Here is a 25,528-nt window from a genome sequence, read left to right on the forward strand (position 1 = left end):
CATGGCGGCGTTGGACCCCGAAGACCCGCAGGACGAAGCGAAGCTCACCGCGCTGCTGCAGCGCTGGGCGGAGGGCAAGGCCACGCTGCGCGAGGTGCGCGGCTATTCGAACGATGAGCTGTATGCCATCGCCAAGACGGCCTACTTCTTCTTCTACCAGGGCCGGGTGGCCGAGGCGCGCACGCTCTTCCAGGGCCTCTACGCGGTGAACCCCACGGACGTGTACTTCGCCAAGGCGCTCGGCGTGGTGGAGATGGCGGCCGGCAACGGCCAGGGCGCGCTCGCGGCCTTCGACGTGGCGGCGAAGCTGGCGCCGCAGGATGCGTCCGTCTACGTGGGCCGCGCGGAGGTGAAGCTGGCCATGGGGCAGAAGCCGCAGGCGCTCGAAGACCTTCGCCGCGCCGCGGCGATGACCCCCGTGGATGATCCGGTGGTCCGCAAGGCCGGAGCCATGTTGTCCGCCCTCAACCGTCGTTGACATCCGGGCGGTGTTCGCTGTGGAAGCCCGGTTTTGTCTGTTAGGCTCGCTTCACTTCCCTCAACCGATGGAGAGGCAATGACCACCCCGACTTCCAAAGAACCTCGCCCGCTCCCCCCCGAGCCGCCGGAGCTGACGGCGAAGCGCGAGAAGCTGCTCGTGGAACTGGACACCCAGTCCAAGGCCGCGACGGGTACGTTCCAGCAGGTGCTGCGCAACATGCGCAAGCTGGTGGCTTCCTCTGCTCCCACGGCGCCGCTGGACGAGACGCTCTACGCGGACGTGAAGGACGCGCTGACGCGCTTCATGAAGGACCCCATCCTCCCGCCGCCGCCCATCCTCGGCCAGGTGGTGGAGTACCTGCAGTACCGCATCTCCACCTACGGCATGACCATCCAGAAGGCCGTGATGGAGATGAACCCGGAGATTGGCGCCAAGCTGGCCATTACCCCCCCCGGTCCCGCCGCGCCCGCGGCGGCGCCCGTGGCGTCCCGCCCCAGCGCGAAGGCCACGTCGGACGGCTTCGAGAGCTCCAGCAAGGGCAAGATGGACCTGAACCCCGAGCGCAACGCGACGCCTGATCCGAAGGCGGAGCAGGCCCAGCTCGAGTCCTTCAAGGCGTGGATGAAGAATCCGGCCCTTGGGAAGTTGAAGGGCTGACAGTCCGGCGGTTCCCCTGAAGGCAGGGGAGGCGGAAAATGATCCTGGAAATCTCCCAGGAAACTCCGCGCCCCCATCCCTGATAATCTGTTTGTAGCTGCTGCGGTACAAACCCATCAAGTCGTCCTCCTGAAGGAGCATCCCATGGCCAGCGGCCTCGCGAACGTCCTCTCCACCGCCATCAGCACCTCCAACTCCCAGCGCTCCTCGATGGACAACATGATCGCCCAGGCGCCGCCGGAGCAGCGCGGCTTCCTGGAGGCGCAGAAGAAGGTGCAGCAGGATTCGCAGATCATGAGCACGATCACGAACCTGATGAAGAAGATGGACGAGATGGCGATGGCGGCCATCAACAACCTGAAGTAGTCGCTGCTCAGGTTGGTGGTTCGCTCCGGCCCCGCGCTGGTGCTCCTTCGGGGGTGCCGGTCCGGGGCCGGCGGCGTTTCAGGGCCCGGGTCGGGTCAGGCTGCCCTGGGGGGCTCGGGGCGGGGCTCCAAACAAAGAAATGCTCCTGGAAATCCCCCAGGAAACTCCAGCCCGCCTTCCCTGATAATCCTTTTGTAGCTGTCGCCGTACAAACCTCTTCGTCCTCCTGAAGGAGCACCCCATGGCCAGCGGCCTCGCGAACGTCCTCTCCACCGCCATCAGCACCTCCAACTCCCAGCGCTCCTCGATGGACAACATGATTGCCCAGGCGCCGCCGGAGCAGCGCGGCTTCCTGGAGGCGCAGAAGAAGGTGCAGCAGGATTCGCAGATCATGAGCACGATCACGAACCTGATGAAGAAGATGGACGAGATGGCGATGGCGGCCATCAACAACCTGAAGTAGTCGCTGCTCAGGTTGGTGGTTCGCTCCGGCCCCGCGCTGGTGCCCCTTCGGGGGTGCCGGTCCGGGGCCGGCGGCGTTTCAGGGCCCGGGTCGGGTCAGGCTGCCCTGGGGGGCTCGGGGCGGGCTCCAAACAAAGAAATGCTCCCGGAAATCCCCCAGGAAACTCCGGCCCGCCTTCCCTGATAATCCTTTTGTAGCTGTCGCCGTACAAACCTCTTCGTCCTCCTGAAGGAGCACCCCATGGCCAGCGGCCTCGCGAACGTCCTCTCCACCGCCATCAGCACCTCCAACTCCCAGCGCTCCTCGATGGACAACATGATCGCCCAGGCGCCGCCGGAGCAGCGCGGCTTCCTGGAGGCGCAGAAGAAGGTGCAGCAGGATTCGCAGATCATGAGCACGATCACGAACCTGATGAAGAAGATGGACGAGATGGCGATGGCGGCCATCAACAACCTGAAGTAGTCGCTGCTCAGGTTGGTGGTTCGCTCCGGCCCCGCGCTGGTGCCCCTTCGGGGGTGCCGGTCCGGGGCCGGCGGCGTTTCAGGGCCCGGGTCGGGTCAGGCTGCCCTGGGGGGCTCGGGGCGGGGCTCCAAACAAAGAAATGCTCCCGGAAATCCCCCAGGAAACTCCGGCCCGCCTTCCCTGATAATCCTTTTGTAGCTGTCGCCGTACAAACCTCTTCGTCCTCCTGAAGGAGCACCCCATGGCCAGCGGCCTCGCGAACGTCCTCTCCACCGCCATCAGCACCTCCAACTCCCAGCGCTCCTCGATGGACAACATGATCGCCCAGGCGCCGCCGGAGCAGCGCGGCTTCCTGGAGGCGCAGAAGAAGGTGCAGCAGGATTCGCAGATCATGAGCACGATCACGAACCTGATGAAGAAGATGGACGAGATGGCGATGGCGGCCATCAACAACCTGAAGTAGTCGCTGCTCAGGTTGGTGGTTCGCTCCGGCCCCGCGCTGGTGCCCCTTCGGGGGTGCCGGTCCGGGGCCGGCGGCGTTTCAGGGCTGTGTCGGGAATCGTGCCCCTCTGGCCTTGATCCAGAAACTCTCCTAGCCTCCCTTCCGATAACCCTGGAAACCGTATTTTGAACGAGGTTCGCTCATGGGCTCCAACACCATTTCCCGCACCGCTCCCAGCATCCCCTCTGCCCGTACGACGGGCACGACGCAGGCGAACCCGGCCGCGTCGAACAAGGAAATGCGCGACCTGGCTGGCTTCGCCACGCAGCTGAAGACGGCTTCGCAGCCGGCGGCCCAGCAGAAGTCTTCGGGCACGCAGGACGCCAAGGCCACCGGCAGCCAGGTGCTGTCCAAGATCTCCGATGAGTTCCTGGGCCAGATGGACCTGAGCACGACGGCGAGCGACCGCGCCATCGCGAACGCGCAGAAGAAGGTCGACGCCTTCGTCGCCGCCAACCCCAACGCGACCGAGGCGCAGGTCACCGAAGAGGCCCGGAAGGCGCTCGGCAACACGTCGACCAGCGAGTACATCTTCAAGTCGATCATCAGCAAGTCGATGAACGACATCATGGCGAAGGTGCAGGAGCAGATCGACGACGCGAAGTAGTCCGTCAGCCCGTGCCTTGGAAGGGTCCCCGCCTGGAACTGGCGGGGCCCTCAGGCTAGACTCTCCGCCGCTGCAGTCCCCGCCCCGGTGAACGCGCCGATGACGACTGAATCCAAGGCCACGGTGTCGAACGACAACGAGAAGCCCCTTTCTGGCCCGGAGATGCTCGAACGGGCCACCGAGGGCTTCAATCTCTTCCAGGACGGACATTTCAGCGCGTCGCTGGAGGTGTTCGAGAAGCTGGCCGCGATGGACGCCTCGGAGGCGTACTTCCAGACGGCCCTGGGCGCCTGCCACCTGGCCCTGGAGGACCTGGACGCGGCCGTGGCATGCTTCAACCGCGCCATCGAGCTGGACCCCTCCGACATCACCCCCTTCGTCAACCGGGGCGAAGCCTTCCTCCGCCAGGGGAAGGTGATGGAGGCGGCTCGCGACTTCCAGCACGCCGTGTCCCTGGACCCGGAGGACAAGGACCCCTTGAGCCGTCGTGCGCGCATGCTCGCCGCCGCGGCCCTGGAGAGCGCCGACGAGGGCGCCGAAGCCGAAGCGCCCGAGGATCGCTCGTAGCCTGACCGCAGGCCCCCTTCCTTGCCAGGGGAGGGCGTACCCCCCCCTTGGGAACCGGGGCGGGCACGGACTAGGATGGCGCCCCGACGATGGCCAACGCCGATCCGAACAGCTTCCTGAACAAGTACTCCGATATCGTCCTGGCGGTGGTCGTCGTGGCCATCGTCGCGATGATGATTGTCCCGCTGCCGACGTTCCTGCTGGACATCCTGCTGACGCTGAACATCAGCATCTCGGTCATCCTTCTTCTCATCTCCCTCTACGTGCCAGGCGCGCTGCAGCTGTCGGTGTTCCCGACGGTGCTGCTGATCACGACGATGTTCCGCCTGTCGCTCACCATCTCCACCACCCGACTCATCCTGCTCACCGGTGACCCGGGCGAAGTGGTCGTGGCGTTCGGCAACTTCGTGGTGCAGGGCAACTTCGTCGTCGGCGCCATCCTCTTCCTCATCCTGGTGGTGGTGAACTTCATCGTCATCTCCAAGGGCTCGGAGCGCGTCGCCGAAGTGGCCGCGCGTTTCACCCTGGACGCGATGCCCGGCAAGCAGATGTCCATCGACGCGGACATGCGCGCGGGCTCCATCGATCAGGACCAGGGCAAGAAGAAGCGCCGCGACCTGGAGCGCGAAAGCCAGCTCTTCGGCGCCATGGACGGCGCCATGAAGTTCGTGAAGGGCGACGCCATCGCGTCCATCATCATCACGGTCATCAACATCGTGGGCGGCCTCATCATTGGCGTGACCCAGAAGGGGATGAGCGCGGGCGACGCGGCGGAGAAGTACACGCTGCTCACCATCGGTGACGGTCTGGTCGGCATGATTCCCGCCATCCTCATCTCCACGTGCGCCGGCATCCTGGTGACGCGCGTGGGCGGCGAGGAGGAGGGCGCGCACCTGGGCAAGGACGTGGGCACGCAGCTGACCGCCTACCCGAAGGCCATCGCCATCGCCGCGGCCATGCTCGTGGGCCTGGGCCTCATCCCCGGTCTGCCCAAGATTCCCTTCTTCATCCTCGGCGCGGGCGCGGGCTTCGGCGCGTACACGATGATGAAGAAGAAGGACGCGGACCTGGCGGCCGAGGAAGCGGGTCCCCCCATGGAGTCCAGCTTCGGCACCCCCGTGTCGTCGGAGCCGGCGCCCAAGGAGCAGCTCAACCCGGACTCGGAGCTGTTCATCCCCGTCGTCACCCCCATCGTTCTGGAGGTGTCCGACGCGCTGGTGCCCTTCGTGGACTCGCGTCAGGACGGCGGCAAGTTCCTCTTCGAGCTCATCCCGTTCATGCGCGACGGCCTCTTCGTGGAGCTGGGCGTCCGCTTCCCCGGCGTGCGCGCGCGCGGCAACGGCGGCCTGCCGCCCGGGGCCTACCAGATCCAGATCAACGAAGTCCCCGTCGTCACCGGCCAGGCCACCCTGGGCCACATCCTGGTGAACGACACGGTGGACCGCCTGAAGCTGATGAACATCCCCGGCTTCGAGGCCATCAACCCCGCGACGCGCCAGCCGGCCGCGTGGGTGCCGGAGCACTACCGGGAGACGCTGGAGTCCGCGGGCCTCACCACCTGGGACGTGCCCGGCTACATCATCCTGCACACGGCGGCCATCCTGCGGAAGAACGCCCGCGAGTTCATGGGCGTGCAGGAGACGCAGACGATGCTGGAGCAGTTGGAGAAGGCGTTCCCGGCCATCGTGAAGGAGGTCGTCCCGAAGATCGTCAACGTGCTGAAGCTGACGGACATCCTCGGGCGGCTCGTGGAGGAGGAGATCTCCATCCGCGACCTGCGCGGCATCCTCCAGGCGCTGTCGGAGTACGGGCAGGTGGAGGCCGACAACGTCATGCTCACCGAGCATGTCCGCGCGTCGATGCGCCGCTACATCTCCCACAAGTACGCGCGCGGCACCGGCACGCTGGTGGTCTACCTGCTGGACCCGAACATCGAGGAGGCCATCCGCAGCTCCATCAAGCGCACCTCCGCGGGGGCCCACCTGGCGCTGGAGCCGGAGATTGCCCAGGAGATCGTCAGCGCGGTGCGCTCCGAGTGCGGACACCTGCCGCCCAGCGCCCAGCGCCCCGTCATCCTCACGGCGATGGACATCCGCCGCTACGTGCGCAAGCTGCTGGAGTACGAGTTCACGCCCTCGTTCTCCATCCTCAGCTACCAGGAGCTGTCGCCCGAGCTGAACATCCAGCCGGTGGCGCGCATCTCCTCCGGCCGGTAGTTCCAGGGCCCCCGACCGGGGGCCCTTCGTCGTTCGGGTGAAGCGCTGCTCGCGGACAGGGACGCCGGGCCGGAAGGCTCAGGCGCCCGCGAGCACGGCGATCATCAGCACCAGGAAGGTCAGCCCCACCACGCCCATGACGATGAGCGGGACGAACTTCTTCTTGTCCGCCAGCGCCGCCATCGCACCGCCGTCGGGCTGGGGCTCCGGGGCGTAGTCGTTCACGGGCTCGTCGGGCTGCGGCTCCTCGGAGTCGCCTGAGTTCGGGTCCTCGGCGGCTTCGTCTGGCGGCGCGGGGGCGGGCTCCGGCTCGGGCTCCGGTTCGGGCTCGGGCGGGGGCGGCTCCTCGCGGCGGGGCGGGGAGGGGCGCGGTGGAGAGGGCGCCGGGGCGCTGACGGGGCTCACCTCGCTGGAGAGGCTCACCGGCTCGTCGGGCGGCTCGGCGGGGTCCACGTAGATGAAGCGCGTGGCGCCAATCTCCAGCTCGTCGCCGTCCTTGAGGGCCTTGCGGTTGACGCGCTTCTTGTTGACCTTGATGCCGTTGCGGCTGCCCAGGTCCTCCACGTGCGTGCCGGACCAGTCGCGGCGCACCTTGGCGTGTTTGCGCGAGACGAGGTCGTCCTTGAGGATGACGTCGGCTTCCTTCTCGTCGCGGCCGAAGACGTGCTCCTGGGCGTCGGAGATCTCGATGCGCTGGCCCTCTTTGGGGCCGTTCATGTAGCGCAGGAAGCGCTCCTCGCCGCCGGCGAGCCCGCGCATCACGTCCTTCACCATGCCGCGCGCGATGAAGGACGTCTTGTCGCTCACGTCCTGGACGATTTCGACCACCCGGTCGAAGCGCACGTCGTACTGCGCGATGGCGATGATGTCGCCGTTGCGCAGCAGCTCCTTCTCGCCCTGGGGCAGGGGCTTGCCGTTGATCTTCGTGCCGTAGGCGCTGCCCAGGTCCTCCACGAAGTAGAGGGTCCCCTCTTGCGTGATGCGCGCGTGGTTGCGCGACACCGCCTGCTGGGGAAGCATCACCTGGCAGGTCTTGTCCCGCCCCAGGGTGATGATCGCATCGTCGAGGACGACCTCCTTGCCCGAGGCGCCTCCGGCTTCACTGCGCTGCGTGACGGTCAGACGGACGCTCATCGCGTGGAGTCGCTACCCGAAAGGGACGGCTAGAATGAGTCGTTGGCCAGGAATCTCTCACACGTCTGGTACTCGGTGGGGAATTCCTCGGAGGTACCAAACTTCATGAAGTTCTTGCAGGCGGCCTCGGCGTGGGTCTGCTTGTGCGCGTCCGAGAAGATTTGAAACAGGCCGAAGTGGCAGGGCGCGAACTTGGCGTCCAGCTTCACGCACTTGCGGTAGGCGCCTTCCTCCTCCGTGAGCAGGCCCTTCTCGCGGTACTGGCGCGCGAGCAGGTAGAGCGCCGGGGCGCTGTTCTCCGCCGTCTGCGTGTCCTTCAGCTCCTTGAGGGCGGAGTCCGTCAGCGCCACCTTGCGCTGGGCGAGCGCCAGGTTGTTGAGGCAGCTGGAGTTCTTCTCATCCAGGCGGGCGCAGTTGCCGAAGGCCTCGCGGGCCTCCGGGAAGCGGCTCTGCTCCATCAACACCGTGCCCAGGTCGTGCCACACCTCCGCGGAGTCCGGGGTGAGCTGGGCGGCCTGGGAGATGTGCTCGAAGGCCGGCTCCAGCTCCTTCTCCTCGTAGGCCATGATGCCCAGGTTGTGGTGGGCGTTGGCCACGTTGGGGTTGACGGCCAGCAGGGTGGCGAACTCCTTGCGGGCCTCCTTCTTCTTGCCCATCTTCATGAAGGTGAGGCCCAGGTCGTAGCGCGACTCCAGGTTGTCCGGGTTCACCTGCAGGGCGCGCTTGAAGTTGTCGTGGGCCTTCCCGTAGGCGCCTTCCTCCAGATAGAGGACGCCCAGGTTCTGGTAGGCCTGGAGGTGCTCCTGGTTGTAGCGCAGGGCCTTGATGAAGAAGTCCTTCGCCTTGGGCTTGTTGCCCGAATACATGGCGATGAGGCCCTTGTTGGCCCAGAGGTCCGCGTACTGCGGGGAGAACTCCAGGCCCAGGTTGCAGTAGGTCTCCGCCTTCTGGAGGTCCCCGTTGGCCATCTCCTGCGCGCACAGCTCATTGTTGATGAGCGCCCGCTCGTGCGGCGGCGGCGTGTTGAGGCAGGCGGTGGTGGACAGGGCAGCGGCGGCGGTCAGCGTGACAAGGCGGCGAAGACGCATGGCCTTGGGAGTGTAGGAGAGCGCCACCCCATGAGGCAACGCCGGCCTTTGGATGAATCAGCGCTGTTTTCCAGGGGTTAGCCCGGCTGTAGAGTGCCGCGCCATGCGGACCTCTCTTTGTGCCTTTGGCTTGCTCGCCGCCCTGCTGGGCGCGACTCCCGCCCACGCCCAGTTCTCCAACCGGAGCCTGGGGCTCTCGGTGGGCTACATGGACTTCAAACGCACCGCGGGACTCGCGGGCACGCCCTTCCTGGGCCTGGAGGGCAGCCTCTACGTGGAGAACGGCTTCGAGGTCGTCTCCCTGTCGAAGCTGATGTTCCCGAAGGACACCTTCGCCACCCCGGAGAAGCGGGTCATCGGCCTGGCGCCGTCCATCGGCATCCGCTACCTGCTGATGGAGGAGACCCTGCGTCCGTACGTCGGCACGGACGTGAGCTACCTCATCGTCTTCAAGGACAGCATCAGCAACTTCGTGGGCATCGGGCCCAACGTGGGGCTGGACTACTTCGTCACGGACACGGTGAGCCTGGGCGTGCGCGCGCAGTACAACTTCTACATCGCCCTCAACGAGGATACGCAGACGTCGCTGACCGGTTCGGTGGGCGTGGCGGCGTACTTCTAGGCGTGCCGGGCCGCCCCGGGCGCGTGTTCGGGGCGGGCAGCAGCGTGGCGGCGACGAGCAGCGTCCACTTCTCGTCGGAGAGGTGGGCGGGCTTCTCCATCGCGAGCGAGTCCTGGAGCCGTGCCCCCAGCGCGGAGAACAGCCGCAGGCGGGCCTCCATCCGGAGCTCCTCGCGCCGCAGGGCCGCGGACAGCACCAGCTCCCGCTCCTCGGTGGACAGCCGCTTCACGCGGGAGACGAACAGCGGATCCGCCAGCAGCCCCTCGTCGCCGCGCGTCTCCAGGGCGGAGGGCACCTTCAGGCGGCGCTCGCGCACGACGATGGTGCCGGCGAGCAGGTCCCCCAGCCGCTGGTGCGAGCGCGACACGAGCGCGGTGGTGCCGCCCACCAGGTAGAGCAGCGGCAGCCGGTCCACGACGCGCGCCAGGTTGCGCAGCGCCGCGTGGTAGAAGCCGATGCGCACGCCGCTCTCCTGGATGACCCGCAGGGACAGGGCGCGCTTGCCCACCGTCTGCCCGGCCCACGCGGTCTCCAGCGTGATGGCGTATCCCCAGTCCACGAGGAAGTAGACGACGATGCCCAGTGCGCTGGCGAACCCCGGGAACGCGGCCATCGCGACCTGGAACACCAGCAGCACCACCAGGGTGGCCAGCCCGACGATGATGGCGTCCACCAGCCACGCGAGGAAGCGCGAGTACACGCCCGCGAGCGTGAAGCGGAACTCCACGTACTCCGGGGTCAGCACCGTGTGGGTGCCGTCGAGCAGGGTGTCGGGGGCGGGCGTCACGGCGCGCAGTGTATGCCACCCGGACCGCCTTCCTGTGCCGTTCACCGACGGATTCCGTGGGGGCCGCAAGGATTCTGGAGCGGCGCCGGCGCGGTTTGGGAGCCGCTGGGGGAGGGGCAGCCGGGCGAGCATCGCCGCCCTCCCTGGGGGCAGGTGCGGGCTGGACTGGAAGGGTGTTATTCGTGAATAGCGGGCTCCCACGCTATCCTGTCCGCACTCCCGCGCCCGTGGCCTCTTCCGACACCTCATCCTGGAACCGCCGCGTGCTGCCAGCGGGCGCCTTCCAGTTCGCGCTCATCGCCGGGGTGACGCAGCTCAAGACGGCGGCGAACGCGCTGGTGCTGTCGCGCTTCGAGTCGCAGGCGCTGCCGTACCTGTACCTGCTGGGCGCGTTGATGACGGCGGCGCTCACGCTGCTGCCCCGGGGGCGGCCCGACGCGCCCACCGAGTCCCCCGGCATCCTCACCGGGGTGGGCGGCATCCTGGCGCTGGGGCTGGCGGCGGCGCTGTCCGCGGGGCAGCGCATGCCGGCGCTGGCGCTGTACCTGTTCGCGGACTGCTTCAGCACGTTCGTGTCGTTCCGCTTCTGGGGCCGCATGGCGTCCGAGTTCGACGCGCGCGAGGCGCGCCGGGCGTTCACGGTGCTCAACGGCTTCGGCATGGGCGGCGGCATCGCGGGCGGCCTGCTGGTGCAGGCGCTGGCGGTGCGGCTGGGCACGCCCGTCGTCGTGGTCAGCGGCGCGGTGAGCCTGCTGGCCGCGGGGGCCATCTACCACCACCTGCACCAGACGGAGCCCGCGCCGCCTCAGCGCACGCGCTCGTTGCAGGCGTGGTTCCCGGCGTGGAGCTACCTGGGGCAGAGCCCGTACGCGCAGGTGCTCGCGGCGCTGGGCATCGCGTTCGCGGTGCTGTCGTCCTTCGTGGACTACCTGTTCCGCCTGCGCGTGGAGGGCACGCTCAGCGAGGACGGGCTGGCGGCGCTCTTCGGCTCACTCCAGCTGTGGATTGGCCTGTTCTGCGTGGCCTTCCAGCTGCTGGTGGCGGAGCGGCTGCTCAAGCGCATGGGCCTGCTCATGTACCTGGCGCTGGTGCCGGTGGTGCTCGCGCCGCTGGCGGGGGCCACGCTGGCGACGGGGGAGCTGTGGCCGGTGCACCTGCTGCGGCTGGTGGAGACGGCGGTGAGCTACTCCATCCTGCCGGTGGGCATCCAGCTGCTCTACGCGGCGGTGCCGGACGAGCAGCGCGAGGGGCTGCGCAGCGCGGTGGACGGCCTCTTGCGCAAGGGTGGCGTGGTGCTGGCGGGCCTGCTGCTCATTGGCGCGGGGCGCGGGGCCAACGGCATCACCATGGCGGTGGCGGTGGTGGGGCTGTGCGCCGCGCTGGGCCTGCTGCTCGTGCGCCTCAAGCCCGCGTACCTCACGGCGCTGGGCGAGCAGGTGGGGGCGCACGAGGAGGAGGACGTCGAGCTGGGCGTCGATTCGCAGAAGCTGCTGGTGGAGGCGCTGGGCGCGCCCACGCCGGAGCGGGTGCTGCGCGCGGTGGACATGCTGGAGCAGGCGGAGGCGCCGCTGCGCCAGCACCTGGCCGCGCTCCTGGCCCACCCCCACGAGCGCGTGCAGGAGCGCGGCGTCACGCTGGCCCTGAGCCTGGAGGCGCGGGAGCTGGCGCCCATGCTGGAGCGGCTGGTGGAGGAGGGGCCCCGGCGCCCCCGCGACCAGGCCGTGTGGGCCCTGGCGCGGCTGTCCCCGGAGCGCGCGGAGCGGCTGCTGCCGCCGCTGCTGTCGAGCTCCGACGTGGGGCTGCGGTGCGCGGCGATTGGCGCGCTGCTGCGCACGCAGGTGAACTCCTCCGCGCTGGAGTCGCTGCGCGAGCTGCTGTCCAAGGGGGACCATGCCCCGGTGGCGGAGCGGCGCGAGGTGGCGCGGCTGCTGGGGCGGCTGAAGGATCCGCGCTTCGCGGGGCCGCTGTCGCTCTACCTGGAGGACATGGACATCTCCGTGCGGCGCGTGGCGCTGATGGCGGTGGGGGAGGGCGGCTACGTGGAGCTGGCGCCGCGGCTGCTGCCGTTCCTCACCTGGCGCGAGGAGCGTCCGGCCGCGCGTGAGTCGCTGGTGCAGCTGGGCGACGCGGTGACGCCGCTGCTGGAGTTGCAGCTCAACAACAAGGCCGCTCCGCTGGCCATGCGGATGCAACTGCCCCGCGTGCTGCGCGGCATCGGGACGTCCGCGGCGCTCAACGCGCTGCTGTTCTCCAACGTGCGCGACGACGCGGCCCTGCACTTCCGCATTGGCGCGCAGCTGTCGCGGCTTCGCGAGGAGCAGCCGGACCACCCGGTGGACGTGGACCGGATCCACGAGGCGCTGGGCCGCCGGCGGGACACGTACCGCCAGCTCGTCGGGGCCTTCCGCGACGTGCAGGCGGCGCTGGGCCCGCAGTCGCTGCTCACGCGCGCGGTGGGCGACCGGTTGGATCAGGCGCTGGAGCTGTCGTTCTTCCTGTTGGGCCTGCTGCATCCGCCCCAGGCGATGCGGCGGATCCACCAGCACCTGGTGGGCTCCGACTCCCGGCGCCGCGCGTACGCGCTGGAGCTGTTGGAGAACCTGGTGGCGGTGGAGGAGCGCGAGCTGGTGATGGAGCAGGTGGAGGCCCACCACCGCGAGCTGCCGCCCGGAGCGCCGGGCCGGCTGTGGCGGCGGCTGGCGGGGCTGGTGCAGAGCGAGGACGTGGTGCTGCGCGCGTGTGCCCGCCACGTGGCGCGGGTGAATGGCCTGGACGTGCTCCCGCAGGAGGGTGAATTGAGCGACAAGATCGTCCAACGGATGTTCGCGCTGGAGGGCGTGAGCGTCTTCTCCCAGAGCGACGTGGATGACATCGCCGCCATCGCGGAGGTGGCGCGCGAGGCCCTGTACCGCACGGGCGAGCGCCTCTACAGCCAGGGGGACCCGGGCGACGCGCTCTACGTCATCGTCGAGGGCGCGGTGGACGCGTTCCGCAACGGCGAGCACGTGCTGCGCTTCCAGGCGAAGGAGGCCATCGGCGAGGTGAGCCTGCTGGATGGCGCGCCCCGTCCCACGGACATGGTGGCCGCGGTGGACTCGCGCGTGCTCGTCATCGACCGGCGCGACTTCCTGGACCTGCTCGCGGACCGGCCGGAGCTGCTCACGGGCTTCTTCCGCTCCGTGAGCCAGCAGCTCCAGAGCGTCATCGACCTGCCCGCGCGGCGGGAGACGGGACAGCGGCTGGAGCTGGGCGTCGCGCAGCAGCCCCAGGTGCCGCTGGAGGGCATTGGCGGACTGCCTCCCGAGGGCAACGCGCCCTCGGACGCCTAGGCCCGCGTCAGTCCTCCGCGTGGTGGGGCGGCTGCGGGGTGTCCTTCGCCGGCTGCACCGGATCCAGGCTGTGCAGGTGGGCGGCAGCCACCGGGATGAACGGTCGCGTGAAGCAGCGGAAGGGCGGCAGGGTGCCCACGAGGCGCGTCAGTGCGAGGCCCGCGAAGACCCACGGCTGCCGCTCCACGCTCGCGATGGGGGCCACGACGCTCTGCGTCTTTCGCGTCAGCAGCCGCTCGTACCAGCCGAAGGGCCCCCAGCGCAGCAGCGGCGCCACCCGGGCCACCCTGTCCCAGCCGCGAAGGAACCAGGGGGGGCCGGAGACCGGGGACACCCAGGCGCGGTCGCTCTTGGCGGAGGTGAAGACGGAGAGCCACCAGAAGGCCCAGGCGGAGCTGAGCAGGGTGAACGGCACTTCCTTCCAGGGCACTGGCGCGGTGACGGCCGCCACCACCGGGAGGCCCAACACGAAGAGCACGTAGGCCCTCCACCGGCGCTGGAGCTTGGCCTTCATCCACGGGACGTTGAGGCGCACGCGCGGGGTGAGCTGGGGATCCTCGGGGGGGACGCCGGTGGCCAGGCTCGCCTCGCGGGAGATCATCGTGTGGTAGTCGCGCGACAGGACGACGACCACCCACTGCGCCGCGCTCAGGGACGTGAAGAACAACACCCAGAACTCCCAGCTGCCCAGGAAGAAGACGCCCTCGTGCACCTGGGGCGCTTCGATGTTGAACCCCTTCTTCTGGGGCTCACTCTGGATGGGGAGGCCCCTGGCCTTCGGGCGCCGGGGGACTGCGATGCCCTCTTCTTCAAGTCTGGCGCGGACGGCGGCGGCGACCTGCTCGCCAAGCTCCTCCGGGTCCTCCGCCGCGCCCTCGTCCGGGGGGGCGCCGGTGGTGGCCCTGGCGCGTTCAGCGGCTGTCTTCGCCGCGTTTCCGGCGGCGATCGCGGCTCCCTCCTGTGTTCCATCATCCGCGGTCCCCACCTCGATGGCGATCACCGTGAGCGCGCTCAACGCCTCGCCCACGGAAGGGGTGTCACCCTTCGCCGCATCTGGGTGGAGCGTGGCCTCCATCGCCGCTTGAAGGTCCCGGGTCGCCTGGGTGAGGCGGGCCTCGGCCTCCGGGCTCAAGGGCCTGGCCTCCGGACTCACGGGCTGGGCCGCCCTGGCGGAGTGATTCGCCTGGCTCACCTCCTCGTCCTGGAAGTTGTTCGCCGCCCAGACGCCCGCGAGGGCCACGAGGAACGCCGTCTGGAGGCAGGTGACCCGCAGGTAGCGCGCGCGCGTCGGGGCATCCGCCAGCGTCGCCTTCGCGATGTGGAACGGCAGGCTCGCGCCGTAGAAGAACTGGCGGATGCGGCCTTCCGGAAGCGCGCCCCGCGACGCCTGGAAGTGCTCGGCGCCACCGCGCGCCTCGTTCCACCACTTCGTCACCCCGTCCCGCAGCGGCGAAGCGCCTGGAGCGGAGCCAGGGCCGCGCTCTGTTTCCTCTCGTAAAGGCCTGAAATCCTTGCCTTTCATGCCCGTCATTGCGTCACGCTACCATGGCGGGGATGTGCTAAAGGCCGGGCCGTGAACCCGAACCCTCTCTCGCTGCGTCCGTTCCGTCGTCCTACCCGCCAGCTCCGGCTGTCGTCCGGCGCGCTGGTCCTCGCCTTGGGAGCCCTCGCGGGCTGTGAGAAGACCCCTCCGCCTGCCCCGGCCGCGCCTCCCGCGGCCACGAAGCCCGCGGTGCCCTCCGAGGTGACGGTGCTCGTCACCGGCAGCACCCGTGGCCAGCTCCTGCCCGCCGACGGCAAGGGCGGCGCCGCGGAGCTGATGGGCCGCTGGGTGAATGATGAAAAGCACTGCGCCGGTCCGCTGAAGGACGGCCAGGCGACCTGCCCGGATGCCGGCACGCTCGCCCTGGCGACGGGCGACCTGTGGACGGGCCCGGCCATCTCCTCATTCTTCCTGGGCGCTCCGACGGCCGAGGTGATGGGGCACATGGGCTATGCGGCCTCCGCGCTGGGCAACCACGAGCTGTCGTACGCCAAGGACTCCTTCCTGAAGAACCGCACGGCGGGGGGCTTTCCCTTCCTGGCGGCGAACCTGAAGGTGACGGACGCGGCGCTGGCGAAGGACCTGTCCATGCCCGCGTTCCAGGTCTTCGATCGGCGCGGCCTGAAGATTGGCGTGGTGGGCCTCACGTCGCAGAAGACGGTGCGCACGGCGATGTCCGGCCGCGCGGAGGGCCTGGAGATCACCCCCTCCGAGGACGCGCTCAACACCGCCATCCCCGAGGCGCGCAAGGCGGGCGCGGACGTCATCGTCGTGGTGGCGGACCAGTGCCCCACCGACCTGCAGCCCGTCGTCGCCAAGCACCCCGACTGGAAGGTGTCGCTGGTCGCCGGTGGCCGCTGCGCGGAGGCGACCGGCCCCAAGACGGAAGGCGACACCACGTACGTGTCGCTGGGGCGCGGCTTTGATTCGTACCTGCGCGCGCACTTCAAGTTCGACCCGGCGAAGGGCGCGGGCCAGAAGCTGACGGGCGTGGAGACGAAGGTCGTGGACGTCACGGGCGGCACGCCGGACGCGGAGACGGCGAAGCGCATCGCCGAGTGGCAGACGAAGGTGGACGAGGCGCTGGGCCGGAAGATCGGCTTCACCAAGGCGGGCATCCCCCAGGAGTCGCCGCTGATGGCGAAGTGGGTGGCGGGCGCGGTGCGCTCGCAGCTCAACACCGACGTGGCCATCCTCAACAAGGGCGGCCTGCGCGGCGGCCTGCCGGCGGGCGACGTGACGCTGGGCAGCGTGTACTCCGTGATGCCGTTCGAGAACTCGCTGCTCACCGTGAAGCTCAAGGGCGAGGACCTGGCGAAGCAGCTGGAGAACCCCACCGCGCTCGTGGCGGGCCTCACCCCGGCGGGCAAGGGCAAGTTCAAGGACGCCAAGGGCAAGCCGCTGGATCCGAAGAAGGAGTACACGGTGGCCACCGTGGAGTACCTGTACTTCGGCGGTGACGGCTTCGGCTTCGAGAAGCTGGACGCCGACCCGGCCGAGACGGGCATGGCGTGGCAGACGCCCGTCGTGGAGTGGACCCAGGGCCAGGCCTCCACCGAGGCGAAGCCGCTGGAGAAGCTCATCAAGTAGCGCGCGTGCCGGGCGCCTGTCGCCCGGTGTGGTGGCTGGAGTCACGGGGCGCCGGCGCCTCCCTTCAACGGGGAGGGCGACCGGCGCCTCGCCGTTTGGAGGGCTCGGCTAGAGTGGCGCCATGGAGATGGCGGAGTTCATCGAGACGCGGCGCCCGCGCTGGCAGCAGCTGGAGTCGTTGCTGGACAAGTCCGAAGCGGACGGGCTGCGCAAGCTGAGCCTGGAGGAGGCGCGGTCGCTGGGGAAGCTGTACCGCGCCGTCTCCAGCGACCTGTTGTGGGTGCGCGCGCGCAGCGGCTCCGCGGACGTGAGCGCGTACCTCAACGACCTGGTGGGCCGCGCGTACGCGCTGACTTACCCAGGCACCCGGCCCCGGCTGGCGGACGTGTGGGCCTTCGTGGCGCGCGGCTTCCCCGCGCTGATGCACCGCGAGTGGCGCATGTACCTGGCGTCGGTGCTGCTGATGCTGGCGGGCGCGGGCTTTGGCTACGTGGGCATGGTGGTGGATCCGGACGCGGCGCACTACCTGGTGCCCGAGCAGCACGTGAGCCTGGACCCGGTGAAGCGCGCCGCCGACGAGGCCGCCGGCAAGGGCATGTCCGTGGAGGAGCAGGCCCAATTCACCACGTTCCTGTTCACGCACAACATCCAGGTGGCCTTCCTGGCGTTCGCGCTGGGCATCACCCTGGGGCTGGGCACGACGATGATGCTGTTCGTCAACGGCCTGTACCTGGGCGCGCTGGCGCAGGTGTACGCGGCCAAGGGGATGAGCGGGTGGTTCTGGGCGTGGATCCTCCCGCACGGCATCCCGGAGCTGTCCGCCATCTGCATCGCGGGGGCGGCGGGGCTCGTCATCGCGCGCGGCATGGTGGCGCCGGGCGGACTGTCGCGGGGGCAGGCGCTGCGCAAGGAGGCGGTGACGGCGGTGAAGCTGTTGTTCGGCACCCTGGTGCTGTTCGTGCTCGCGGGCTTCATCGAAGGCACCGTGTCGCAGATCCACCCGCCGAAGCTGTCGGTGGGCTTCAAGATCTCCTTCGCGCTCACCGTGGGCGCGGGCGTCTACGCGTACCTGCTGTCGGACTGGATGCGCGGCCGGCGCGGCGGAGCGCGGGCCGACGCCCCGGTGGGGACGCCGGGATGAGCACGGGGCGGAGCGCTCCCTTGCCGGACCTGTCCGTGCCGCCCCTGCCGCGCGAGCCGGAGGTGCTCATCGAGTGCCCGCGCTTCTCGATGGTGAAGCGGCGCGCGGATGGGACGGTGGACTTCGTGTCGCCGCTGCCGTGCCCGTACAACTACGGCTCCATCCCGGGGCTGCTGTCCGACGACGGCGACCCGCTGGACGCGGTGGTGCTGGGGCCGCGCCTGGCGCAGGGGCAGCGCGTGCGCGTGCCGGTGGTGGCCGTGCTGGGCTTCGTCGACGCGGGGAGGGGCGACCCGAAGGTGGTGTGCGGCACGCACCCGATGACGGACTCGGAGCGCGCGGGCCTGGAGCGCTTCTTCCGCGTCTATGCGCTGTTCAAGCGCGGGCTGCACCGGGTGCGCGGCGCCGTGCCCGACACGCGCTTCGTGGGCTGGCTGCGCGAAGGTCCGGAGGCCTGACGGCGGTTCGCGCTCGCATCTACAGCACCCCGCGCGCCTTGATGTCGAGGTAGCGGTTCACCGCGGCGAGGCTCAGCTCATCCGGCGCCACGTCCAGCATCTGCACGCCGCCCCGGCTCACGCGGGCCTTGAGCACCTCGCGGTCCGACAGCAGCTCCGAGGCCACCGCGTGCTGGAAGGCCTGTTCGGGGCCGGAGGGCGGCGTGCGCAGCAGCTTCTGCAGCGCCGTGTCCTTCACCGACAGGCACAGCGGGACGTGACGGCGGGCCAGCCGGTGCAGCGGCGCGACCAGGGTGTTGGCCTGCTCCTCGTCGAGGAAGTCGGTGAAGACGCACAGGAGGCTGCGCCGGTTCAGGCGCACGTTCAGCTCCTTGAAGAGCGCCAGGTAGTCCACGTAGGTGAGGCTGGGCGTCGCGGAGTACAGCGTGTCCACCAGCTTGCGATACTGGCCCCGGCCCGCCGCGGGAGGCAGGTACGCCTTCACGCCGTCCGCGAAGAGCGCCAGGCCCACGCGGTCCCCGTTGCGGATGGCCACGAAGGCGAGGAAGAGCGCCGCGTTCACCGCGTGGTCCAGCTTGGTGAGCCCGTCCACCTGCGCCGCCATGGAGCGGCCCGCGTCCACGCAGATGAGCAGCGCCTGGGAGCGCTCCGACTCCAGCACGCGCGTCACCGGACGGCCCCGGCGCGCGGTGGCCTTCCAGTCCACGTCGCGCACGCTGTCGCCCTGGGCGTAGTCGCGCAGGCGCGCGAACTCGCTGCCCCGGCCGTCGCGCCGCAGCTGCCGGAGGCCCAGGTTCACCAGGTCCAGCGCGGCGCCCGACAGCAGCAGCCGCCGGGCCCCGCGCAGGTCCGGGTACACCGACACGGACTTCGCGGCGGCGAAGGTGCGCTCGTGCGACACGAGCCCCAGCGGACCCCTCACCCGGACGTGCACGTCGCCAAAGGCGAACTTGCCGCGCTTCACCGGCGTGGCCCGGTACACCCACTGCGTCTGGCTGTCCGGCGTGAGGCGCAGCGTGGCTTCGCCCGGTTCGGTGGTGAAGTCCGCCGGCGCGTCGTCCTTCACGCGCACCCGCACGGTGCCCTGGCCCCGGTGCACCAGGTGCACCTCCACGCGGTTGGCCACGCCGACGTTGAGGCGCTCCGGCAGCGTGCGGTGCACCTCCAGCCTCACGCGGCGGGCCAGCAGGAAGTCGAACGCGGCCAGGGCCAGGGCCAGGGCGTCCAGCGCCAGCACGGCGCCGCCCAGGCCCGGGAAGAAGCCCGCCAACGCCATGGGCAGCGCGAGCAGGGCCAGCAGCCCCCACAGGCGCTCGGAGGGAATCACCGGGGGACCTCGACGCCCTGGACCACCTCGCGCAGCACGTCCGTGGGCGTGGCCCCGTCCAGCTCCGCGTCCGGCGACAGGAGCAGGCGGTGGCGCAGCACCGGGCCCGCGAGGAAGCGCACGTCGTCCGGCGTGACGAAGTCGCGGCCCCGCAGCGCCGCCAGCGCCTTGGACGCGAGCAGCAGGTGCACGCCCGCGCGCGGCCCCGCCCCCAGGCGGATGTTGGGCGAGGCGCGCGTCGCAGACACCAGCTTGCGGATGTAGCCCAGCACCGCGGGCTCCACGTTCACCTCGCTCAACGCCGCGCGCGCCTGGAGCAGGCCGTCCTTCGTCACCGCCGCGCTCACGCCTGCCCGCGCGAGGTCGCCCGCGTCGAAGCCCCGGTGCACGGCGTCGAGGATGGCGTCCTCTTCTTCGGGCGCGGGGTAGCCCACGTCGATCTTCAGCAGGAAGCGATCCAACTGCGCCTCGGGCAGCGGGTACGTGCCTTCGGACTCCACCGGGTTCTGCGTGGCGAACACCGTGAACATGGGGGAGAGCACCAGGTTGCGGCCCTCCAGCGACACGGCGCGCTCCTGCATCGCCTCCAGCAGCGCGGACTGCGTCTTGGCCGGGGCGCGGTTGATCTCATCCGCCAGCAGCAGGTCCGTGAAGATGGGGCCGCGCGCCAGCACGAAGGTCTGCGTCTTCAGGTCGAAGACGCTGGTGCCCAGGATGTCCGCGGGCATCAGGTCCGGGGTGAACTGGATGCGCTTGAAGTCCGCGCCCACGCTGCGCGACAGCGCCTTGGCCATCAGCGTCTTGGCCACGCCGGGCACGCCCTCCAGCAGGATGTGGCCTCCGGCGACGAGCCCGCAGAGCATCAGCTCCAGCGGTTCGTCCTGCCCGACCACGGCCTTGCGCACCTCGTGGAGGACGCCCTCGCGGATGGCGTTGGCGGCCCGCACGGCGTGGCCGCCGGCCGGGGCGGGAGGAGGGGAGAAGGGCGGGGCGTTCATGGGGTTCCGGGGCGGGGCCGGCCAGTGCCGGCGGGGTGGATGCGCTCGCGCAGGTGCGCGGCGGAGGTGGCGAGGGCCTGCAGGTCGGCGTCCTTCTGCACGGCGTCGGACTGGCGGGCCACGTCGGTGAGCCCGTCCGCCAGGTCCTGGCGTCCCCGCGCGCGCAGCCCCTCGCTGACCGCGGCGACGGTGGAGTGCGAGGGCAGGCCCGCGAGCGGCGCCAGCTGCTGCGTGAGGCCCCGGGAGATGAGCCCGGCGGCGAAGGCGTGGTGCCGGCCCTCGCGGTACAGCCGGCCCATGGCGAACAGGGCGTCCGTGGCGCCCACGCGCAGGGCCTCCGGGGGCGGCGTCGGACGGCCGAAGCGCTTGAGGGCGCCGGCCCACAGCACCACGCCGAAGAGCAGCTGCGCCACCGCGAAGTGCAGGCCGTAGCGGCGCGCGAAGTCCACGAGCGAGCGCTCGTTGGTGAAGCCGTGGTGGAACTCGTCGAAGGCGTAGGGGCCGGGGCCCAGGGCGCCCAGCGCGCTCAGCCAGAACTGGGCGTTGTCCGCCCGCGCGAGCGCCTGGTTCATCGCGAGCTCCGGCGCGCCCACCACCAGCACCCGGCCCGCGCCCAACGGAATCACCGCCGCCACCGGCAGGCCCATCCGTTCGTCCTCCAGCACCGGGACGGCGTTGCCTGGCAGCCGCAGGTAGGCCTGGACCTTCGTCTCCACGCGCTCCACGCCCAGCGTGTACGGCGTGGGCAGCGGCGCCACCAGCGTGCGCATGGGCAGGGACGTGTCCGCCTTGTCCAGCTTCACCCCCAGCTCGTCCAGCAGCGGGTTCTCCCTGGAGCCCCAGGGCACGTACACGAGCGAGTGTCCCGCGCGGACGTGGGACAGCACCCGCTCCCGCTCGGCGTCCTCCAACTGCTGGGCCCGGAGCGCGTTGAAGCCCAGGTGCGGCGCCTCCTCGTCGTCCACGCCCGCGTCTGGATCCGAGGCGAGCCGCGTCTGATCCGGATCCTCCTCGTGCGCGCCCTCCACGTCGACGGCGAAGAGCACCAGCGTGTCCGGGCCGGAGACGAGGCGCAGGTCCGCCATGTTCCGCGTCACCGGCAGGCCGCTCTCCTGCGCGAGCAGGTACAAGGCCCGCGCGCCGTCCGGCTCCGCCCGGAAGGTGGACAGGGGATCCGCGAAGCCGCCGCGCTGGGCGCCGCGCACCAGGAACGCGCCCAGCACGCCCGCGAGCAGCAGCGCCCCCAGCACGAGCAGCGGAAAGCGGTCACGCACCGGCGGCCTCCTGCGCGGGCGGCGCGGCGAGCAGCGGGGCGGTGATGGCGCGGAACTCCGTGTAGCCCTCGCGGCCCACGGGCACGTTGCCGTACCAGGCGAAGTCAAAGCGGCGCGTCAGCTCGCGAAAAGGGGCCTTCACCTCCGGCCGGCCCCGGAACGCGCGCAGGTAGTCCCAGTTGCTCAGCGTCTCGTCGTACAGGATGGCGCCGTCGCGGTGCAGGCGGGACAGGAGCGCCAGGTACAGGTTGCGCACCGCCTCGCGGTACTCGCCCCGGGCCGCCAGCGCGTCCGCCAGGTGCGCCCAGCCCTCGGGCGGCCGCGACAGCGCGTGGTCCGTCTTGCCCGCGAGCGCCGCGGCGTCCACCGTGCGCACCTCCAGCGTGGGGTCCGTGCCTCCGCCCCTCCGCTTGAGGACGTTCACCACCACCACGCCCAGCACCGCCAGCGTCAGCGCCACCAGGGCCACGACCAGGACGTTCGCCGCCGCGCCCCCACTCACCGGCAGGGCCGAGTCCCTGGGCTGCGGCAACGGATCCCTGCGGCGGAAGAGCTCCTCCAGCCACTTGCCCAGCGCGTCGATGAACCTGCGCCACCAGCCCGGCCCGTCGGGGACGGTCTCTTCCTTCGGCTCCTTCGGGTCCTTCTCCGGGCGGTCCTGGAACTCCGGCCGCGCGAGGATGGTGCGCGCCCGGTTCGTCGCCGCCCGCGCATCCACGCGCGCCTGGGCCTCCGCCGTGGCCGTCACCTGCGCAAGCCCCGTCTCCAGCGTCGTCGCCGCGGCTTCGCAGTCGTCGTCGTCGTAGGCCTGCTGCTCCAGGTGGCGCACGAAGCGCTCCAGCTTGGCGCCCTCGGACTCGCCCAGGGCGTCGAAGTCCTTCAGCGCGGGGCCCTCCAACAGCTCGGGCATCTCACACGCCTCCGTCACCTTCTCCAGCCGCGCGCGCACGGCCCCGCGCTCGGAGGTGGACGCGGGCTTCGCGGGCGCGGCTTCGGCCGGGGCGGGGACCAGGAACAGCAGGCCCACGGCCACGAGCAGCGCGGCGGCGACCCCCTTCGAGGACTCCACGCCCCGCTTCGCGCTCCGGTCCGGCAGCTGCTGCACGGCGGCCAGCAGATCCAACCCCTCCTGCCGCACGCGCCCGTCGACGAGCAGCAGCGAGGCGGTCGCCGCGCGCAGCGGTTCAAAGAGGGCGAACGTCGTCGCCGCGAGGAACATCAGCCACGGCGGGTTGTCCAAGGAGGCGAACCGCTCCGTGAACGTCAGGTCGATGCCCAAGAGCTGCCGCCCCAGGTACAGCAGGAAGTTGATCCCGATGTGCAGGTTGAGGAACACCAGCACCTGCACGGCCATCAGCCACCGCACCCCCGTGGCCGTCCCGCGCGAGGGGCCCAGCAGCCGCGAGCACAGGCCGTACAGCTTCAGCGGGCTGCCCCGGCCCTGCATCATGGCCGCGTAGCCCACGCCCTGCGCGGAGAGCACGAACAGCGCGATGCCCAGCGACAGCGTCACCGTGAACAGGTTGAAGAACGCCAGGTACGCCACCGCGATGCACAGGCTGGGCAGCCGCCCCAGCGCCGCGCGCACGGAGGCCCCCACGGGCGGCTCCGCCCGCGTGCCCAGCAGCACCTCCTGCACGTAGTGGCACGCCGCGCCCTGGCCCACGCCCCGGACGAGCCACGCGAGCGTCAGGTACAGGGCGGGCAGGGTGGGCGAGCGGCCGTGGTCCACCGCGTCCACCAAGTGCAGCAGCGCGGCCACCACCCCAGCGCCTCCGGGAAGGGTGAGCGCCCACAGGCCGGCGTTGCGCGCGCACAGCCGCAGCGCCGCATCCATCAAGGCCACCGGACCCCGGGGGCGCAATTCGAGCGCGGAGACGGCCATGGGTCAGCCCACCGCGTGGGCCGCGAGCAGGACGCCGCCCCACAGGAGGACGGCGCCCACCAGCGCCAGCGCCACGTTGGTGACGCTCCACTCACGCCGGGGCGGAGGCCCCTCCAGCGCCTTGCGGCGCGTGTCCAGACAGGCGGCGCAGCGGTTGATGCCCTCGAACTGCGTGGTGCACTCGCGGCAGATGACGCGCCGGCACTCCACGCAGACGCCCAGGCCCGCGCGGTCGGGGTGGTAGTGGCAGCGGCCCGAGCCCTGAATCATGCGCTCACCTTACGCAATCCAGGGCTCGCCACACCACCCCCGCGCGGGGCAGGCCACTACATCTCGTCGAAGAACTCGTCGTTGTAGGTGTACCGGGCGAGCCGTTTGACGAGCGCCTCCATGGCCTCCACCGGCTTCACGGAGAAGAGCATCTGCCGCAGCTTCTTCACCTTCTCGTACTCGCGCAGGGTGAAGAGCTTCTCCTCCTTGCGGGTGCCGGACTGGGGGATGTTGATGGCCGGGAAGACGCGCTTCTCCGCCAGCAGGCGGTCCAGGGTGACCTCCGAGTTACCGGTCCCCTTGAACTCCTCGAAAATCACTTCGTCCATCCGGCTGCCGGTGTCGATGAGCGCCGTGCCGATGATGGTGAGCGAGCCGGCCTCCTCCGTCGCGCGCGCGGCGCCGAAGATGCGCTTGGGGCGCTCCAGGGCGCGGCTGTCCACGCCGCCCGTCATGGTGCGGCCGGAGCTGTCGACCTCCTTGTTGTAGGCGCGCGCCAGGCGGGTGATGGAGTCCAGCAGGATGACCACGTCCTTGCCGCCCTCCACCAGCCGGCGGGCGCGCTCCAGCGCGAGCTCCGCCACCTTGAGGTGGTCGCCCGTGGGCCGGTCGGAGCTGGAGGCGATGACCTCCGCCTTGATGCTCCGGCGCATGTCCGTCACTTCTTCCGGGCGCTCGTCGATGAGCACCACCATGACGTGGCATTCCGGGTGGTTGTTGATGACCGCCTGGGCGATGCGCTGGAGCATGATCGTCTTGCCCGTCTTGGGCGGGGCGACGATGAGCGCGCGCTGACCCTTGCCGATGGGCGCGATGAGGTCCAACACCCGCGTGACCATCTCCTTGTGGCCGTTCTCCAGCTTCAGCCGCTCGGTGGGGTCCACGGAGGTGAGGTCCGCGAAGTGCGGCAGCCGGGGCGCGGAGTCCAGCGGACGCCCGTCCACCGTGTCCACCTTCTGGATGACGCCCTTGTGGCCGCGCATCTGCGCGAACGCCGTGAGGTACTGCCCCTGACGCAGGCGCAGCTTCTGCACCAGGTTCTTGGGCAGCTCCGGGTCGTCCGGCGACGCCAGCAGGTTGCGCTTCACCTGACGCAGGAACGCGTTGGGGCCCTTGGCCTCCGTGTCCAGCACGCCCTCCACCGGCGCCAGGTTCTGCTGCTGTTGCTGCTGGGCCTGGCCGCCTCCGCGCGCGTGACGGGGGTGCTCGTGCTGCGGCTGCTGCTGCCGGCCCTCCTGCTGCGGGGGGCGGCCCTCCTGCGCCTGCGGCGCCTGGGGGTTCGCGGCGGGCTGCTGCTGCTGTTGCTGGGCCTGACGCTGCTTGTACTGCTCCAGCTCCTGCGGCGTCAGGAAGACCTGCACCTGCTGCCCGTCCGGGCCCGGCTGCATGCGGTAGGCCTGGCCCTCCGGGGTGAAGTGCACCTGCGCGCCACGGCGGCGGCGGCGACGGCGGCGGCGGCGGCCTCCCTGGCCGGCGGGGCCTCCGGGCGCGCCACCCTGCTGGGGGCCTCCCGCGGAGGCATCACCCTCGTCGGGGCCCTCGTCGCCTTCGTCGTCGCCTCCCTCGTCGTCCGCCTCGGGGGGCGGGGAGGGGCGGGCGGCCACGGGCGGCGGCGGCGGGTTGCGGGTCTCGGGGTTGTCGGAATTCTCGCTCATGGGGCTCCACGCCATGACGGCCCTGGAGGGCGGCGGCCACAGGGGGCCGCCGGGGACGTCAGGAGGCAGGTTTTTGGGACAGGAAGCCGGACGCGGGGCCTGCGAG

The 25,528-nt window shown here is 70.4% G+C and carries 24 protein-coding genes; 14 read left to right on the top strand and 10 right to left on the bottom strand.

Translation table 11 applies throughout. The features are described 5' to 3' along the window. Position 1: 1 nt before the first annotated feature. The 9 genes from OV207_RS21990 to sctV all read left to right on the top strand — a co-directional run bounded on the left by OV207_RS21990 (position 2) and on the right by sctV (position 6,321). The gene (locus OV207_RS21990) at positions 2 to 478 is read left to right on the top strand and encodes a SycD/LcrH family type III secretion system chaperone (protein ID WP_193428316.1); all 477 of its coding nucleotides are present in this window, start codon (positions 2 to 4) and stop codon (positions 476 to 478) included. A 78-nt stretch (positions 479 to 556) separates the two neighbouring features. Further along, positions 557 to 1,138 carry a hypothetical protein gene (locus OV207_RS21995; RefSeq protein ID WP_267557067.1) on the top strand — a complete coding sequence of 194 codons (582 nt, stop codon included), beginning with the start codon at positions 557 to 559 and terminating at the stop codon, positions 1,136 to 1,138. A gap of 144 nt (positions 1,139 to 1,282) precedes the next feature. Next, positions 1,283 to 1,504, top strand: a complete 222-nt coding sequence (locus OV207_RS22000; protein ID WP_193428314.1) for a hypothetical protein — start codon at positions 1,283 to 1,285, stop codon at positions 1,502 to 1,504. A gap of 241 nt (positions 1,505 to 1,745) precedes the next feature. Further along, positions 1,746 to 1,967 (top strand): hypothetical protein, encoded by a 222-nt coding sequence (locus tag OV207_RS22005; protein ID WP_193428314.1) that lies wholly within the window; start codon positions 1,746 to 1,748, stop codon positions 1,965 to 1,967. A 240-nt stretch (positions 1,968 to 2,207) separates the two neighbouring features. Continuing rightward, positions 2,208 to 2,429 carry a hypothetical protein gene (locus OV207_RS22010; RefSeq protein WP_193428314.1) on the top strand — a complete coding sequence of 74 codons (222 nt, stop codon included), beginning with the start codon at positions 2,208 to 2,210 and terminating at the stop codon, positions 2,427 to 2,429. Between the two features lie 241 nt (positions 2,430 to 2,670). Next, the gene (locus OV207_RS22015; protein ID WP_193428314.1) at positions 2,671 to 2,892 is read left to right on the top strand and encodes a hypothetical protein; all 222 of its coding nucleotides are present in this window, start codon (positions 2,671 to 2,673) and stop codon (positions 2,890 to 2,892) included. 277 nt (positions 2,893 to 3,169) lie between these two features. Continuing rightward, positions 3,170 to 3,538, top strand: a complete 369-nt coding sequence (locus OV207_RS22020; RefSeq protein WP_267557068.1) for a hypothetical protein — start codon at positions 3,170 to 3,172, stop codon at positions 3,536 to 3,538. Positions 3,539 to 3,637: 99 nt separating this feature from the next. Beyond that, complete coding sequence (locus OV207_RS22025; protein WP_193428312.1) at positions 3,638 to 4,105, top strand: tetratricopeptide repeat protein; 468 nt, start codon at positions 3,638 to 3,640, stop codon at positions 4,103 to 4,105. An 89-nt stretch (positions 4,106 to 4,194) separates the two neighbouring features. After that, positions 4,195 to 6,321, top strand: coding sequence for a type III secretion system export apparatus subunit SctV (sctV, locus tag OV207_RS22030; RefSeq protein WP_193428311.1), 2,127 nt, complete (start codon positions 4,195 to 4,197; stop codon positions 6,319 to 6,321). 78 nt (positions 6,322 to 6,399) lie between these two features. Here sctV and OV207_RS22035 read toward each other — a convergent pair whose 3' ends face one another. Together OV207_RS22035 and OV207_RS22040 are read right to left on the bottom strand one after the other, a co-directional pair. Further along, positions 6,400 to 7,455, bottom strand: a complete 1,056-nt coding sequence (locus OV207_RS22035; RefSeq protein ID WP_267557070.1) for an FHA domain-containing protein — start codon at positions 7,453 to 7,455, stop codon at positions 6,400 to 6,402. Between the two features lie 29 nt (positions 7,456 to 7,484). Continuing rightward, positions 7,485 to 8,543, bottom strand: coding sequence for a tetratricopeptide repeat protein (locus OV207_RS22040; RefSeq protein ID WP_267557071.1), 1,059 nt, complete (start codon positions 8,541 to 8,543; stop codon positions 7,485 to 7,487). A 103-nt stretch (positions 8,544 to 8,646) separates the two neighbouring features. Here OV207_RS22040 and OV207_RS22045 point away from each other — a divergent pair, with 103 nt between their 5' ends. Then, a complete protein-coding gene (locus OV207_RS22045; protein WP_193428308.1) occupies positions 8,647 to 9,165 on the top strand; it encodes a hypothetical protein in 519 nt (172 codons plus the stop codon). Here OV207_RS22045 and OV207_RS22050 read toward each other — a convergent pair. Then, the gene (locus OV207_RS22050; RefSeq protein WP_267557073.1) at positions 9,107 to 9,952 is read right to left on the bottom strand and encodes an RDD family protein; all 846 of its coding nucleotides are present in this window, start codon (positions 9,950 to 9,952) and stop codon (positions 9,107 to 9,109) included. The genes OV207_RS22045 and OV207_RS22050 overlap by 59 nt on opposite strands. A gap of 227 nt (positions 9,953 to 10,179) precedes the next feature. Here OV207_RS22050 and OV207_RS22055 point away from each other — a divergent pair, with 227 nt between their 5' ends. Next, positions 10,180 to 13,281 (top strand): cyclic nucleotide-binding domain-containing protein, encoded by a 3,102-nt coding sequence (locus OV207_RS22055; protein WP_193428306.1) that lies wholly within the window; start codon positions 10,180 to 10,182, stop codon positions 13,279 to 13,281. Positions 13,282 to 13,288: 7 nt separating this feature from the next. Here the strand turns inward: OV207_RS22055 and OV207_RS22060 are convergent, their stop codons facing one another. Continuing rightward, the gene (locus tag OV207_RS22060) at positions 13,289 to 14,716 is read right to left on the bottom strand and encodes a hypothetical protein (RefSeq protein ID WP_267557074.1); all 1,428 of its coding nucleotides are present in this window, start codon (positions 14,714 to 14,716) and stop codon (positions 13,289 to 13,291) included. A gap of 138 nt (positions 14,717 to 14,854) precedes the next feature. On the opposite strand from OV207_RS22060, the gene OV207_RS22065 reads away from it, so the two are divergent. From OV207_RS22065 to OV207_RS22075, 3 genes are all read left to right on the top strand, one after another. Then, positions 14,855 to 16,414 carry a bifunctional metallophosphatase/5'-nucleotidase gene (locus OV207_RS22065; protein ID WP_267557075.1) on the top strand — a complete coding sequence of 520 codons (1,560 nt, stop codon included), beginning with the start codon at positions 14,855 to 14,857 and terminating at the stop codon, positions 16,412 to 16,414. Positions 16,415 to 16,535: 121 nt separating this feature from the next. Next, on the top strand, positions 16,536 to 17,555 hold the full coding sequence (locus tag OV207_RS22070; RefSeq protein ID WP_193428303.1) for a stage II sporulation protein M: 1,020 nt from the start codon (positions 16,536 to 16,538) through the stop codon (positions 17,553 to 17,555). Beyond that, positions 17,552 to 18,013 carry an inorganic diphosphatase gene (locus tag OV207_RS22075; protein WP_267557076.1) on the top strand — a complete coding sequence of 154 codons (462 nt, stop codon included), beginning with the start codon at positions 17,552 to 17,554 and terminating at the stop codon, positions 18,011 to 18,013. Before OV207_RS22070 ends, OV207_RS22075 begins: the two co-directional genes overlap by 4 nt. A 19-nt stretch (positions 18,014 to 18,032) precedes the next feature. Here the strand turns inward: OV207_RS22075 and OV207_RS22080 are convergent, their stop codons facing one another. Genes OV207_RS22080 through rho form a run of 6 tightly spaced genes read right to left on the bottom strand, consistent with a single transcriptional unit; the run spans position 18,033 to position 25,422 of the window. Then, positions 18,033 to 19,340, bottom strand: coding sequence for a DUF58 domain-containing protein (locus OV207_RS22080; RefSeq protein WP_193428300.1), 1,308 nt, complete (start codon positions 19,338 to 19,340; stop codon positions 18,033 to 18,035). Continuing rightward, positions 19,337 to 20,338, bottom strand: a complete 1,002-nt coding sequence (locus OV207_RS22085; RefSeq protein WP_267557078.1) for an AAA family ATPase — start codon at positions 20,336 to 20,338, stop codon at positions 19,337 to 19,339. Before OV207_RS22085 ends, OV207_RS22080 begins: the two co-directional genes overlap by 4 nt. Continuing rightward, positions 20,335 to 21,612 (bottom strand): DUF4350 domain-containing protein, encoded by a 1,278-nt coding sequence (locus OV207_RS22090; RefSeq protein WP_193428298.1) that lies wholly within the window; start codon positions 21,610 to 21,612, stop codon positions 20,335 to 20,337. The genes OV207_RS22085 and OV207_RS22090 overlap by 4 nt, the downstream gene beginning before the upstream one ends. Then, the gene (locus OV207_RS22095; RefSeq protein ID WP_267557081.1) at positions 21,605 to 23,497 is read right to left on the bottom strand and encodes a DUF4129 domain-containing protein; all 1,893 of its coding nucleotides are present in this window, start codon (positions 23,495 to 23,497) and stop codon (positions 21,605 to 21,607) included. The genes OV207_RS22090 and OV207_RS22095 overlap by 8 nt, the downstream gene beginning before the upstream one ends. Positions 23,498 to 23,500: 3 nt before the next feature. Then, positions 23,501 to 23,767: a hypothetical protein gene (locus tag OV207_RS22100; RefSeq protein ID WP_267557083.1), complete on the bottom strand. Its 267-nt coding sequence runs from the start codon at positions 23,765 to 23,767 to the stop codon at positions 23,501 to 23,503. 56 nt (positions 23,768 to 23,823) lie between these two features. Then, positions 23,824 to 25,422 (bottom strand): transcription termination factor Rho, encoded by a 1,599-nt coding sequence (gene rho, locus OV207_RS22105; RefSeq protein ID WP_267557085.1) that lies wholly within the window; start codon positions 25,420 to 25,422, stop codon positions 23,824 to 23,826. Positions 25,423 to 25,528 lie beyond the last annotated feature (106 nt).

The sequence above is a fragment of the Corallococcus sp. BB11-1 genome (assembly GCF_026626625.1).
In the GTDB taxonomy this organism is placed as follows: Bacteria; Myxococcota; Myxococcia; order Myxococcales; family Myxococcaceae; genus Corallococcus; species Corallococcus soli.